We start from the raw sequence: 13,999 nt of genomic DNA on the forward strand, positions 1-13,999 counted from the left end.
AACCTCGCTACAGGGAGAGAGTCAGAACCAGGCTCCCGACCAGCCAACAGTAGATGGCGAAATAGAAGAGCCGGCGGCGACGGATGATGGCCATCAGGAAATGGATGGACAGCAATCCCGTAATAAATGCAATTCCCGCGCCAGCCAGGTAAAGGGGAAGGTCGCCGGCGGGAACGGCTGATAGGTCCCGCAGAGAAAGCAGGGCGGCGCCGAAAACGGCGGGCAGGGCCATGAGAAAGGAAAAACGGGCCGCCGTCTCACCATCGACTCCTTTAAAAAGCAGGGTGGCGATGGTCGAGCCGGAGCGTGAAATGCCCGGAATGATGGCCAGCCCCTGTACGACGCCGACCACCAGGGCATCGGACAGCGTGAGAGCCGCCTCCTTGCGCCCCTGCCGGCGAAAGCGTTCAGCCAGAAAGAGCAGTATACCCGAGACCAGCAGCATCGAACCGACCACGACCATGTTTTCAAAAAGTCCCTCAAAGAAGTCCTGAAAGGTCAGGCCGATGATGGCCGTTGGCACGCTGGCGGCGATCAGGAGCAGCAGCAGGCGCCGGTAGATGGCAGCCTCTTCGTCGCTGCGGAAGGGGGAGATAGCCAGCAGGATGATCTCGCGGCGGAAGTAGAAGATGACGGCGACCATGGTGCCGACATGCAGCAGCACGTCGAAGAGGACGCCCGGCTGATGAAAGTCCGTCATGTAGTGCTGGGCAATGGCCAGGTGCCCCGAGGAGGAGATGGGGAGAAATTCGCTGAGGCCCTGGATAAAGCCGAGGAAAATGGCCTGAAGTAGAGTCATGAAGAAGTTCCTTTAACGTTCGCCTGAAGTCAGTCGCGGCAACGGTGGGAAATGGCGATGACCGCCGGTCAGAGTTCGAGGATGACAGGCAAAATAAGAGGTCGGCGGTCGATGGTCTTGTTGAAAAAACGGCGCAGGGTCTTGCGCACTTCCACCCGCAGTTCCTCCCAGTCGGTCATGGCGGCCAGGCTGTGTTCTGCCAGCATGGCGCTGACGGCCTGCGCGGCCTCGTCCAGATAGGGACGGCTCTCCTCTTCCGGCACGAAGCCGCGGCTGAAGAGCTCTGGGCCGTAGATGACGCGGCCGCTGGCCTGGTTGAGGGCCAGGAGAACCACCACCAGGCCATGGTTGGCCAGATGGCTGCGGTCGCGCAGTTCCATGGTGCCGACGTCGCCAACCCCTTTGCCGTCGATGAAAACCCGTCCCGTTTCCACCTTCCCTTCCAGGGTGACGCCGTTGCGGGAGAGGACCAGGGGGGTACCGTTCTCCAGCACCAGAGTATTCGACGGAGCCATGCCCATGGACTGGGCGAGCTGGGCATGTTTGACCAGGTGACGATATTCGCCATGGACAGGCACGAAATAGCGCGGCCGAATCAGGGAGTGCACCAGTTTAAGTTCTTCCCGGCTGGCGTGACCAGAGACGTGGATCTCGCTGGTGCTTTCATAGAAGACCTCGGCACCGCGCCGGTAAAGATGGTTGATCACTTCGCTGATGGCCTTCTCGTTGCCGGGGATGAACTTGGAGGAGAGGATAACCGTGTCGCCCTGCTCCAGCTTGATCTGTTTGTGGTCATCCAGGGCGATGCGTGAGAGCGCGCTGCGAGGCTCCCCTTGGCTGCCGGTGGCGATGATGAGCAGCTTGTCCGCCGGCAGATGGCGGGCCTGGCCGACGTCGACGAGGATGTCGTCAGGCATTTGCAGATAGCCGAGCTGGCGGGCGATGGCGATGTTGGCCACCATGCTGCGGCCGATGACCAGAATCTGGCGCCCCGCGGCTACAGCGGCGTCGGCCACCTGCTGGATGCGGTGGATGTTGGAGGAAAAGGTGGAGACCAGTACCTTGCCCGGACAGCGCGGCACGATCTCCTGCAGGGCCTCGCCCACGGTGCGTTCCGACAGGGTATAACCCTCTTTTTCTACGTTGGTGGAGTCGGCCAGCAGCAGCAGGACGCCTTCTTTTCCGTAAGCCGCCAGGCGGGCCAGGTCGGTGGGCTGGCTGTCGACGGGGGTCAGATCCAGCTTGAAGTCGCCCGTATGAACGACGAGGCCGGCCGGGGTGCGAATGGCAAAGCCGACGCCATCGACGATGGAGTGGGCAACCCGGAAGGGCTCGATGCCGAAACATCCCAGGGTGAATGCCACGCCGGGTTCGATGGGGTTCAGGCTCGCCTTTTCGAGCAGATGGTGTTCGTCAAGCTTGTTCTGCAGCAGCCCGAGGGTGAGGGGTGTCCCGAAGATCGGTGGATTGCCCAGGGTGTCGAGCAGAAAGGGAATGGCGCCGATGTGATCCTCGTGGCCGTGGGTCAGCACCAGCCCGCGGATGTCCTTCACCCGTTCCAGCAAGGGGGTGACGTCGGGGATGACCAGGTCGATCCCCATCATGTAGGCTTCCGGGAACATCAGGCCGCAGTCGATGAGGAGGATGTCGCCGCGGCATTCGACGGCCATCATGTTCAGACCGATTTCGCCGAGTCCGCCCAAAGGGAGCAGGCGCAGGGCATCGGGATGCAGAGGGGCGTGGAGACTCATGCCGCCGAATCCTCGACCGGCTGTCCCAGGGCGGTGGCGATGGGCTGCCGCACCTCATCCATAAGGTGGTCCCGGTCGGCCGTATGCCGTCCCGCCGTAACAATTGCGGGAAAGAAGCGGATGTGGATATCGCCGGGTTTAAATGTCAGCCGACCTTTACGCATGACGTCGCGGCTACCGTCGATGGCGACGGGAACGATAGGCGTCTGGGCGGAGAGGGCGAGCAGAAAGCCGCCCTTTTTGAAAGGGAGTAGACGACCGTCTTCCGATCGTGTCCCCTCGGGGAAGATAACCACCGAGGTGCCGGCGGCGATGCGCTGCGCCGCCACGGCCATGCTTTTGGCGGCCTGGCGCCGGTCGGAGCGATTGATGGGGATATAGCCGGTACGAGCCATGGCGTAGCCAAAAAGAGGGATGCGGAAGAGTTCCTCCTTGGCCATCCAGCGGAATTGCCCGGGAATGCCGGCGAAAAGGGCCAGAATATCGACGTTGCTCTGGTGGTTGGGCATGTAAACGACGGGTCGGGAGGCGTCGAGGTTTTCGGTGCCCTCCACGATGAGCCGGCCCCCGATGAGAACGAGACCGAAGCGGGCCCATATTTTGGCGTAGGCGTGGAGCCAGTCCGGATTGATGAAGGAAAGAGGGACTCCGGTTACGATGACGAAAAGGGTCCAGGGGATGAAAACGATCCAGAAGATCAAGGTGCGAAACATGCTGCCAGACTCCTAACTTATTGAATAGGTGAGTGTACGAGAGATGGCGGCAGGGAGTCAAACCTTTTTCGGTAAAGGCCTTTACACCCCTGGGTATTTTGGGTAAACTCGCCCCATTCCCCTTTTTGGAGGCCTTTTTTATGTCCGTGAACAAAGTCATTCTTGTCGGCAACCTGGGCAAAGATCCTGAGTTGCGTTACACCCCCTCCGGGGCGGCCGTGGCCAATTTCACCATCGCCACTACCGAACGCTACAAAGACCGCGACGGTCAGTCGCAGGAAAAGACCGAGTGGCACAACATCGTCGCCTGGCGTCAGCTCGCCGAGATCTGCGGCAAATATCTGCACAAAGGCAAACAGGTCTACATCGAAGGAAAGATTCAGACGCGCTCCTACGACGATCGCGACGGCAACAAGCGTTACATCACCGAGATTGTCGCCGACCAGATGCAGATGCTCGGCCGGGCCGGCGATGACAACAACGCCAATCAGGGACAGCAGCGCAATGCCGCGCCCCGCTCCAGTCGCCCCGCCCCTGCTGCCTCCTCGGGCCCTCCGGCCTACGAGGATTACGCCGATCCCCCCTTCAATCCGGATGACGATATTCCGTTCTAATTTCCGGTCATATCCCTTCACATTCTGACTAAGGGGCTCCAGGATGCCACAGACCAAGGGACAGCTAGAGGCCGAAATTAGTGATGCGATTATTCGTTTCGAGAAAGAATATATGGGGCGAGGCCCGTTGGAAACGAAGACCTACATCATCGACGATCTGGTCATTGTCAGGTTAAAGGGTGTGCTGACAAGGGCGGAGTGTCAGTTGGCCGAATCGAACGAAGCGAGTGTCGGTCGCGAGTTGATCAAGAGAATGCGTCACGCGCTGCTGGAAAAGGGGCGTCCCATGCTTGATGCGATCGTCAAGGATGTTGTCGGTATTCCGGTCAAAAGCCTGCACACCGACCTGAGCACCGTGACAGGAGAACGGCTCATCGTTTTTTCCCTGGAAGCCGTACCTGAGCTCCCCTCCAACACCAGGGATGATAAATGTTCTTGACTTTTATCCTCGGGGCGATTAATTTTTTCCGACCAAAAGGCATAGGTCGCAGATGGTCGCACAGACAAGCTGTGAACAGGTTACTTCATTCTCTTTAGATGGAATAATCCGCTCGTGCCGTAATTAAATATCACAAGTCTGAGTCTGGTTAAGGACCGCTTTCGGGCGGATTTTAAACTCAAAGGGGCTGTTGATGCATGTATGCATTAACAGCCCCTTTTTTTTTATTTCGCCACCACAAGAGGAGCTCTAACGTGAACATGTCCAGTCTCTATTCATCGTCCGGTAAAGGCTTAAACCTGCATCGTCGCGGTAAAGTTCGGGATGTTTACGCTCCCGACGACCGGCACCTGCTGATTGTCGCTTGCGATCGCATCTCCGCCTTCGACCACGTGATGCCCGACCCGGTTCCCGGCAAGGGGCGTATTCTGACCCAAATGTCGAACTTCTGGTTTGAGAAAACGGCCCATATTGTTCCAAATCACCTCATTGATGGTCACCCGGACGGCAATTATTACCCCGAACTGGACTGGTACGACCGGGAACTGGACGGACGCACTGTGCTGGTCAGAAAGACCGAGCCGTTACGCATTGAAGCGATCGTGCGTGGTTACATTACCGGTTCCGGCTGGAAGGAATATTGCCGCACCGGAAGGGTCTGTGACATCCATCTGCCAGAAGGTCTCAGCGAATCGGAAAAGCTTCCCCAGCCGATCTTTACTCCTTCGACCAAAGCTGAGTCAGGCCACGACGAAAACATCTCCTTCTCTGAAGCATCGGCAATCGTTGGAGAAAATATCGCCATGCTCGTTCAGGAGATTAGTCTGAAGCTGTACCGTTTCGCTGCCGACTACGCTCTGGAGCGGGGCATCATTATTGCTGACACCAAGTTCGAGTTCGGACTGACGGATGACGGGCAGTTGCTGCTGATTGATGAAGCTCTCACCCCCGATTCTTCCCGCTTCTGGCCGGCCGAAGATTACGCCGCCGGACGACCACAAGCCAGCTTCGACAAACAGTACGTTCGCGATTATCTGGAGTCGATCGCCTGGGACAAGGAACCGCCTGCACCCGGTTTGCCGTCTGACATTATCAGCAAGACCCAGGAAAAATACATGGAAGCTCTGCGCCGACTGACGGGCTGATATGCGAATTTCTGTCAACGGCAAAGACTTTCGGCAATCAGCCGCCGGGACTAAAACAGGTGCCGTAGCCGATCCCAACGGTCAGATCAGTGCTGCCGTCAGCCTGCTTCGCCAGGGGCGGCTGGTTTCCTTTCCGACGGAAACCGTCTACGGCCTCGGGGCCGACGCCGCCAACGTGGAAGCTGTGCAGCGTATCTTTGCACTCAAAAGGCGTCCTGCAGACCACCCGCTGATCGTCCACCTGGCCGCACCCGAACAGCTGAACGAATGGGCACAGGAGATTCCGGCGATCGCATGGAAGCTCGCGGAGAGCTTTTGGCCTGGCCCCCTGACGCTGATCCTGAAAAAGGCAGCGTGGGTGCCTCTAGAGGTCACCGGCGGGCAGGACACAATTGGCCTGCGGATACCGGCTCATCCCCTCGCCCTCGACCTGCTGCAAGCCTTCGGCGGCGGCCTGGCGGCACCGTCCGCCAATCGGTTCGGTCGCATCAGTCCAACCCGGGCCGTCCATGTCCGGGATGAATTCGGTGACAGTCTCGATCTGGTGCTCGATGGTGGCAGCTGCCAGGTCGGTGTCGAGTCGACCATCTTGAGCCTGGCAAAGAAGGAACCGGCCCTGCTGCGTCCCGGGGGCATTTCTGGCGGTCAGCTCGCCAAGGTCCTCGGTTGCCGACCGGCGAACAGAACCATGGGCGCGTCGGACATCCGAGCGTCGGGCCTGTTGCCATCGCACTATGCACCCCGAACGCCTTTGGCGATTGAGCCCCATAATCGCCTTTGGCCACGAGCAAGGCAGCTCGGGGAGCAGGGCTTGCAGGTCGCCCTGATGACCCTGGAAGAATCGCCCGCCGATTTTTGTCCGACACACCAAACACGGGTTGTCAAAATGCCGGGCCGCCCGCAGGCCTATGCCCATAGGCTCTATCACACCCTGCGCAGTTTGGATGACGGCAGCAACGACCTGTTGCTGGTGGAGTCACCTCCGCAAACCGAAGCCTGGATGGCTATCAACAACCGGCTGCTGAGGGCAGCCGCTAGAGAACACGAAACAGGAGAAACAACAGATGACACAGAACAGTACAAACGCAGCACTGGATGACAAAGTCCTGGTCGGTATTCTCACCGGCAGCCCCAACGACTTGCCCAAAGTGATCAAGGTTCGCGACACCTTGGACGAACTGGGCATCCGCAGTGAGATCGTGGTGGCCTCGGCGCACCGGACCCCTGACAAGGTCTTCGCCTATCTCGACCGCGCCCATGCCGAAGGGGTGCAGGTGCTGATCGGGTGTGCGGGCGTTGCTGCCCATCTGGCCGGGGTGATTGCCGGACACACCCGCCTGCCGGTGATCGGGCTGCCCCTTGGCAACGGCCCTCTCTCCGGCTGGGACAGTCTGCTCTCTACCGTGCAGATGCCGCCCGGCGTTCCCGTCGCCACGGTTGCCGTGGACGGCTCGCGTAATGCGGCGATCCTGGCGGCGCGCATCCTGGCGCTCAAATATCCGGCGATCGACGCGGCGCTGGCGCGGCTGGCTGAACAGGAGCGGCAGCGTTATGACCAGACCGCAGACGAAGCCCTGGCCAATCTGCAGAAGACCTCCTGAGTGGAAGGGTGGATGAAATCATGCCGAATTTTCTGATGTCGGGCAATGAAGCCATTGCCCGGGGAGCCTACGAAGCAGGGGTCAGGGTCGCCTCTGCCTACCCGGGGACCCCCAGCACTGAGATCTTGGAAAACCTTGTCGCCTATCCCGGTGTTGACGCCTCCTGGGCTCCCAACGAAAAGGTCGCCCTGGAAGTCGGGATTGGCGCATCCTTCGGCGGCGCGCGTGCCCTGGTGGCCATGAAGCACGTCGGCGTGAACGTGGCCGCCGACCCCTTGTTCACGCTCTCCTATATCGGGGTGCGCGGCGGGCTGGTGCTGGCCTGTGCGGACGATCCCGAGATGCATTCCTCGCAGAACGAACAGGATAGCCGCAACTATGCCAAGTTCGCCAAGGTGCCGATGTTTGAGCCGGCCGACAGTGAAGAAGCCCGAGCCTTTACCCGTCTGGCCTTCGAGGTCAGCGAGCAGTTCGACACCCCGGTGATGCTGCGCTCCAATACGCGGATTTCGCACGGCAAGTCGGTCGTTAGCCCACAGGAGCCGGTGGCGGATCTGCCAGCCCCCGGTCTTCGGCGGGATCCAGCCAAGATGGTGATGCTGCCGGCCAATGCCCGCAAGCGCCATCCTCTGGTGGAAGAGCGCATAGATACTCTGGAGGTCTGGTCCTGCGAACAGTCGTTCAACCGCGTCGAGGAGGGCAGCAGCGATATCGGCATTATCACCTCGGGGATCGCTTACCAGTACGTGCGGCAACTGCTCCCCGATGCCCATATCCTTAAACTGGGCATGGTCTATCCGTTGCCGAAGCAACTGATCCGCGACTTCGCGGCACGTTGCCAAACACTCTACGTCATTGAAGAACTCGATCCCTTCATCGAGGAACAGGTCAAGGCGATGGGCATCGAGGTGCGCGGCAAAGAGCTGATCCCCCGCTGCGGTGAGCTGACTCCGGAACGTCTTGAGAGCGCCCTGCACGGCAGCCGGCCTGCCACAGCCTACCAGCATACGGAGGAATTGCCCGGCAGACCGCCGAACATGTGCGCCGGCTGCTCGCATCGGGGCGTTTTCTACACCCTGAAGCGTTTGGGCGCGTTCGTCACCGGCGATATTGGCTGTTACACCCTGGGCTTTCTGCCGCCGCTCTCGGCGATGGATACCTGCGTCTGTATGGGGGCGGGGATCAGCAACGCCGCCGGTCTCATCAAAGCACTGCCGCAACAGGAACGATCCAAGGTGGTCGGCGTGATGGGTGACTCGACTTTCCTGCACACGGGCATCAACAGTCTGATTGATATGATCTACAACGGCGGCCTTGGCACCGTGGTGTTGCTCGACAACCGGGTTACCGCCATGACCGGTCGCCAGGAGAACCCGGGCTCGGGCTACACCTTGGCCGGCGTGGAGAGCCCGCCGATCGACCTGCAGGCGCTATGCCGGGTGCTCGGCGTCAAGCATGTCGAGGTGGTTGACCCCTATGATCTGGCGCAGACGGAACAGGTGCTGCGGCAGGAAATGGCCCGGGAAGAGCTGTCTGTCGTCATTGCCAAACGTCCCTGCATGCTTGATCGGCGACATGGTCCGGCGCCGACACCTGCCTTGAAGGTGGTAGAAGACCATTGCCGTAGTTGCAAGGCCTGCCTGAAGCTCGGTTGCCCCGCCATTTCCTGGCAACAGGACAGCCCGAGTCCAAAAGCCCATATCAACGGTTCGCTGTGCAGCGGTTGCGGGCTCTGTCGTCACCTGTGCCAATTCGAAGCGATCGAGGTTAACGATGAAAGATGACGTACGGAATATTCTGCTCGCCGGTGTTGGCGGTCAGGGCACCCTGCTGGCCAGTGAACTGCTTTCCGAAGCCTTGCTGCTGGCCGGCTACGATGTCAAAAAGAGCGAAATCCACGGCATGTCGCAACGCGGCGGCAGTGTGACCTCGCATGTCCGGTATGGGAGCAAAGTTCTGTCGCCGCTGATCCATGAGGGGCAGGCGGATATCCTGTTCGGCTTCGAGTTGCTGGAGACATACCGCTATCTGCCGATGCTGGGCGAAGACGGCACCATTTTCGTTAACAGGCAGCGTATTCTGCCGGCACCGGTAGCGGTCGGTACTGCCAGCTATCCCCCAGATCTTGAGGACAAGCTGCTCAGGGTCTATCCCAACACCCATTTGGTCGACGGCTTGGCCTTAGCGCATCAGGCCGGCCATCCCCGGACCGTCAATACGGTGCTGCTCGGCGCTCTGTCGACAGCGCTGGAAATGCCACCCGCCCTCTGGCACGACGTCATCGCCCAAAAGGTTCCGCCGCAGTTTCAGCAGGAGAACCTGCTCGCTTTCCAGCTTGGTCGTGACGGGCAAAGGTCAAAGTCACCAACCTTATAAGGGAGAATGAAAATGCAAGAAATTGAAGGCTTTATTGCCGGATTCAAACGTTTTCAGGAAAACTGGCTCGGTTCGGACAAGACGTTGTTTGACAGCCTGCGCCAGGGACAAAACCCCAAGGCGATACTGATCGGTTGCAGCGATTCGCGCGTTGACCCGGCTATCCTCGCCGATTGCGCGCCCGGCGACCTGTTTGTCGTGCGCAACGTCGCCAACCTGGTGCCGCCCTGCGAACCGGATGCTGGTCACCACGGCGTCAGCGCTGCTCTCGAATATGCGGTTTGCCACCTTCAGGTTGAACATATCATCGTCATGGGTCACTCCCAGTGCGGCGGAATCAGGGGGCTTATGGACGGTGTCTGTGAATGCGGAGAACATTCATTTATTGCCAACTGGGTTGGCATCGCCCAAAAGGCCAAGGAGAGGGTGCTGCAGGAGTTTGCTGACAAACCTGTCGAAATGCAGGTTCATGCCTGTGAGAGGGCGGCGATTCTGCTCTCTCTTGAAAATCTGATGACCTTCCCCTGGATCAGGGAGCGTGTCGAAGATGGCCGGCTGGCTCTTCACGGGTGGTATTTCGATCTTCAGGCCGGCACGCTTTCCGGGGTTTGTCCGGTTAACGGGACATTCGAAACCTTGGCCTGATGTAGCGGCTGAGTCGAAATCCCGGTACGCAAGAGTCGTCGCTTGGCTATTTATTTAATTTTTTGCTTTTCAGGAGAATGACCATGAACAGGAAAACTGCATGCTTTGATGGCTGTTCAGCTGCCGCCCATGTTGCTCACGCGACCAACGAAGTGATCGCCATTTACCCCATCACCCCCTCGTCCGGTATGGGAGAGATCTCGGATGCCAAGAGCGCTGCCGGAGAAAAGAACATCTGGGGTACCGTTCCCAAGGTGGTCGAGATGCAGTCCGAGGGTGGGGCCGCCGGCGCTGTACACGGCGCTCTTCAGGCTGGAGCCCTGACCACCACCTTTACGGCCTCTCAGGGGCTGTTGCTGATGATTCCCAACATGTACAAGATTGCCGGGGAACTCACCCCCACGGTCTTCCATGTGTCGGCCCGAGCCCTGGCGGCCCAGGGACTTTCCATCTTCGGGGATCACTCGGACGTCATGGCCTGTCGCCAGACCGGCTGGGCCATGTTCTGTTCCAACAATGTCCAGGAGGTCATGGACTTCGCGCTGATTGCCCAGGCCGCGACCCTGCGTGCGCGCATCCCCTTCCTGCATTACTTCGACGGATTCCGCACCTCGCACGAGGTACAGAAGGTCGAGGAACTCAGCCCCGACGACATGCGCTTCATGATCGATGACGAGCTGGTTTTCGAGCACCGTCGTCGCGCCCTTTCGCCGGACGCGCCAAAGCTTCGCGGAACGGCCCAGAACCCCGATGTCTATTTTCAGGGTCGTGAGACCGTGAACACATTCTACGATGCGGTTCCAGCCATCCTGCAGGCGGAGATGGACAAGTTCGCAGGGCGCACCGGCCGTCAGTACAAGCTGGTCGAGTATGTCGGCGTGCCTGATGCTGAGCGTGTTCTGGTGGTTATGGGTTCCGGTGCCGACACGGTGGAAGAGCTCGTCAACCATCTGGTGGCACGGGGTGAGAAGGTCGGTCTGCTCAAGATTCGCCTTTATCTGCCGTTTCCGACCGAAGCCTTCGCCAGAGCGCTTCCCTCCGCGGTGAGCAAGATCGCCGTCCTGGATCGCACCAAGGAGCCCGGATCTATCGGTGAGCCTCTCTATCAGGCCATCCGTACAGCCGTGGGCGAAGCTATGGAGCAGAAGATGGTCCATCTCTCCCGTTATCCCACCATTGTGGGCGGCCGTTTCGGTCTGGGTTCCAAGGAGTTCACGCCGGCCATGGCCAAGGCCGTTTTCGACAACCTGAGCCTGGATGAGCCCCGCAACAAGTTCGTTGTGGGGATCGAGGATGACGTGACCGGCAACAGCCTCAAGTACGATCCTGCTTTCAAGGTACCCCGCAATGTCTACAGCGCCATGTTCTTCGGACTCGGCAGTGACGGCACCGTCGGTGCCAATAAGAACTCCATAAAAATCATCGGCGAGACCACCGATAACAACGTTCAGGCCTATTTCGTCTACGATTCCAAGAAGGCCGGCACCGTCACCACCTCCCATCTGCGCTTCGGCAAGGAGAAGATCGCCTCACCCTACCTGATTAACAGTGCCGATTTTGTGGCCTGCCACATGTTCAGTTTTCTTGAGAAATACGACATGCTCAAGAACGCCAAGGAAGGGGCTATTTTCCTGCTCAACAGCCCCTATGGCAAAGAGGAGGTCTGGGCGCAGCTGCCTGTCGAGGTGCAGCAGCAGATTATCGCCAAAAAGCTCAAGTTTTTCGTTATTGACGGTGTGCATCTGGGAGAGAAAATCGGGCTGGGACCCCGCATCAATGTCATCATGCAGACTGCTTTTTTTAAGATATCCAACATCATCCCCCTGGATCAGGCGGTCCGTGAGATCAAGGATGCCATCGACAAGTCCTATGCCAAAGCAGGACAGAAGGTTCTGGACATGAACAAGCAGGCCGTCGACCAGGCCCTTGAGCATGTCTACGAAGTCGCGGTACCCGACGGCGCTGACAGCGTCCTGACCATGAAGATCGGCCTCAGCGGAGACCTGCCCGAGTTCGTCCGCAAGACGGTGGGGACCATCACTGCCGGTTTGGGGGATACTCTGCCTGTATCCGCCATGCCGTGCGACGGCACCTTTCCCACGGGAACGGCCAGATACGAAAAGCGCAATATCGCGACCAGCATCCCTGTGTGGGATAAAGAACTCTGCATCCAGTGCGGTATCTGCTCCTTTGTCTGTCCTCACGCCACCATCCGGATGAAGATTGTAGAAGAAGGAGTTCTCAAGGGCGCTCCGGCGACCTTCAAGAGCGTCGACGCCAAGGGCAAGGACATGGCCGGCAAGAAGTTCGTGCTGCAGGTCGCACCTGAAGACTGCACCGGCTGCGGCGCCTGCGTCTATAATTGCCCTGCAAAAAACAGGGAAGACGCCAATCTCAGGGCCATCAACATGGCCGAACAGTTGCCGCTGCGTGAGACGGAAGCCAAGAACTGGGATTTTTTCCTCAGCCTGCCCGAGACAGATAGCTCATTGGTCAATCGCACGAGCCTCAAAGGCAGCCAGCTGCTCTATCCCATGTTCGAATTCTCCGGGGCCTGTGCCGGCTGCGGCGAAACGCCTTTTCTCAAGCTGATTTCCCAGCTCTTCGGAGATCGCATGTACATCGCCAATGCGACCGGATGTTCCTCCATCTACGGTGGCAATCTGCCGACTACCCCCTGGAGTCCCCGCGCAGACGGCCGCGGTCCTACCTGGAGCAACAGCCTCTTTGAGGATAACGCCGAGTTCGGTTTTGGCATGCGCCTGACGGTGGATAAGTTCGCCGAATATGCCCGAGAACTGCTGCAGCGGGTAACCGCCTGTGACTGCAGCGCCTGCGGGGGGAGCCTTGAACTTTTCAATTCCATCCTGAGCGCTGATCAGGGCACGCAGGAAGGGATCGAGGCGCAGCGGGAGCGCGTGCTCCAGCTCAAGAAAATCATGGCCGACTGTACCAGTGCGGAGGCCGGACAACTGGTTTCCTTGGCCGATTTTCTGGTCAAAAAGTCCGTGTGGTCCATTGGTGGCGACGGCTGGGCGTATGACATCGGCTACGGAGGACTCGATCACGTTCTCGCCTCCGGAGAGAATGTGAATCTCCTCGTCATGGACACCGAGGTCTACTCCAATACGGGCGGTCAGGCCTCCAAGGCGACGCCGCTCGGAGCCGTCGCCCAGTTTGCTGCCGGTGGGAAACCGATGTCCAAGAAGGACCTGGGTATGATGGCCATGACCTATGGCAACATCTATGTCGCCCAGATATCCCTGGCGAATCCCGCACAGGCGGTCAAGGCCATTATTGAGGCCGAAGCCTACGATGGACCTTCGCTGATCATTGCCTATAGCCATTGTATTGCGCACGGTATCCGAATGGACAGCGCTATCGACGGTTGCAAGGATGCGGTTAATTCAGGTCACTGGCCACTTTATCGCTTCAATCCTGACCTGGCCCGCGAAGGAAAAAATCCCCTTCAGCTGGATAGTAAGGAGCCGACCATCCGCTTTGAGGATTTTGCTACGAAGCAGAATCGTTTCACTGTGCTGAAGAGCATCAACCCGGAGGCCTCCGAGGTGTTGATGGCAAAAGCAAACATGGAAACAGCCAAGCGATTCAAAATGTACAGAGCCATGGCCGACCTGCAGTTTGAAGAGGAGGGGAGGTAAGTGCGCGTGCTGTACCGTGCTGGCGGATCACAGCTGTGGGCTGGATCACCGGTCAAGGGCTGTTCAGGGTCGACAGCTTTACGGTGACGGGGATAGCTGTCTGATAGCCATTTCCAGGCGACAGCACTGTTCTGTTCGTAGGTCAGCAAAACAGGCGGCCGATTTCCTGAGCGAAATCGGCCGCTTTTTTACACAAGCTAGTTTTTCAAGGATTTATGCCAGCCATCCCCAGTCCCGGCCCCGCTCACATTCGG

The 13,999-nt window shown here is 59.0% G+C and carries 12 protein-coding genes; 9 read left to right on the plus strand and 3 right to left on the minus strand.

Annotation, left to right across the window (positions count from 1 at the left end):
* Positions 1 to 7: 7 nt before the first annotated feature.
* The 3 genes from AOP6_RS02960 to AOP6_RS02970 all read right to left on the minus strand — a co-directional run bounded on the left by AOP6_RS02960 (position 8) and on the right by AOP6_RS02970 (position 3,263).
* On the minus strand, positions 8 to 799 hold the full coding sequence (locus AOP6_RS02960) for an undecaprenyl-diphosphate phosphatase (protein WP_155875145.1): 792 nt from the start codon (positions 797 to 799) through the stop codon (positions 8 to 10).
* A 68-nt stretch (positions 800 to 867) separates the two neighbouring features.
* Positions 868 to 2,550, minus strand: coding sequence for a ribonuclease J (locus tag AOP6_RS02965; protein WP_155875146.1), 1,683 nt, complete (start codon positions 2,548 to 2,550; stop codon positions 868 to 870).
* Entirely contained in the window at positions 2,547 to 3,263 is a 717-nt protein-coding gene (locus tag AOP6_RS02970) for a lysophospholipid acyltransferase family protein (RefSeq protein ID WP_155875147.1), read from the minus strand. Before AOP6_RS02970 ends, AOP6_RS02965 begins: the two co-directional genes overlap by 4 nt.
* A 140-nt stretch (positions 3,264 to 3,403) precedes the next feature.
* Between AOP6_RS02970 and AOP6_RS02975 the strand changes: the two genes are divergently transcribed.
* From AOP6_RS02975 to nifJ, 9 genes are all read left to right on the plus strand, one after another.
* Complete coding sequence (locus tag AOP6_RS02975) at positions 3,404 to 3,877, plus strand: single-stranded DNA-binding protein (protein WP_155875148.1); 474 nt, start codon at positions 3,404 to 3,406, stop codon at positions 3,875 to 3,877.
* Positions 3,878 to 3,920: 43 nt separating this feature from the next.
* A complete protein-coding gene (locus AOP6_RS02980) occupies positions 3,921 to 4,316 on the plus strand; it encodes a DUF2294 domain-containing protein (RefSeq protein WP_155875149.1) in 396 nt (131 codons plus the stop codon).
* Positions 4,317 to 4,576: 260 nt separating this feature from the next.
* Entirely contained in the window at positions 4,577 to 5,461 is an 885-nt protein-coding gene (locus tag AOP6_RS02985; RefSeq protein WP_155877614.1) for a phosphoribosylaminoimidazolesuccinocarboxamide synthase, read from the plus strand.
* Position 5,462: 1 nt separating this feature from the next.
* Positions 5,463 to 6,560 carry an L-threonylcarbamoyladenylate synthase gene (locus AOP6_RS02990; RefSeq protein WP_155875150.1) on the plus strand — a complete coding sequence of 366 codons (1,098 nt, stop codon included), beginning with the start codon at positions 5,463 to 5,465 and terminating at the stop codon, positions 6,558 to 6,560.
* On the plus strand, positions 6,526 to 7,062 hold the full coding sequence (purE, locus tag AOP6_RS02995) for a 5-(carboxyamino)imidazole ribonucleotide mutase (RefSeq protein WP_155875151.1): 537 nt from the start codon (positions 6,526 to 6,528) through the stop codon (positions 7,060 to 7,062). Before AOP6_RS02990 ends, purE begins: the two co-directional genes overlap by 35 nt.
* A gap of 20 nt (positions 7,063 to 7,082) precedes the next feature.
* Positions 7,083 to 8,846: an indolepyruvate ferredoxin oxidoreductase subunit alpha gene (gene iorA, locus AOP6_RS03000; RefSeq protein WP_155875152.1), complete on the plus strand. Its 1,764-nt coding sequence runs from the start codon at positions 7,083 to 7,085 to the stop codon at positions 8,844 to 8,846.
* Positions 8,836 to 9,438: an indolepyruvate oxidoreductase subunit beta gene (locus tag AOP6_RS03005; RefSeq protein WP_155875153.1), complete on the plus strand. Its 603-nt coding sequence runs from the start codon at positions 8,836 to 8,838 to the stop codon at positions 9,436 to 9,438. The genes iorA and AOP6_RS03005 overlap by 11 nt, the downstream gene beginning before the upstream one ends.
* A gap of 12 nt (positions 9,439 to 9,450) precedes the next feature.
* Positions 9,451 to 10,083 carry a carbonic anhydrase gene (locus AOP6_RS03010; RefSeq protein ID WP_155875154.1) on the plus strand — a complete coding sequence of 211 codons (633 nt, stop codon included), beginning with the start codon at positions 9,451 to 9,453 and terminating at the stop codon, positions 10,081 to 10,083.
* Between the two features lie 83 nt (positions 10,084 to 10,166).
* Positions 10,167 to 13,745: a pyruvate:ferredoxin (flavodoxin) oxidoreductase gene (gene nifJ / locus AOP6_RS03015; protein WP_155875155.1), complete on the plus strand. Its 3,579-nt coding sequence runs from the start codon at positions 10,167 to 10,169 to the stop codon at positions 13,743 to 13,745.
* Positions 13,746 to 13,999: the final 254 nt, after the last annotated feature.

It is taken from the genome of Desulfuromonas sp. AOP6 (assembly GCF_009731355.2).
Classification (GTDB): domain Bacteria; phylum Desulfobacterota; class Desulfuromonadia; order Desulfuromonadales; family SZUA-540; genus SZUA-540.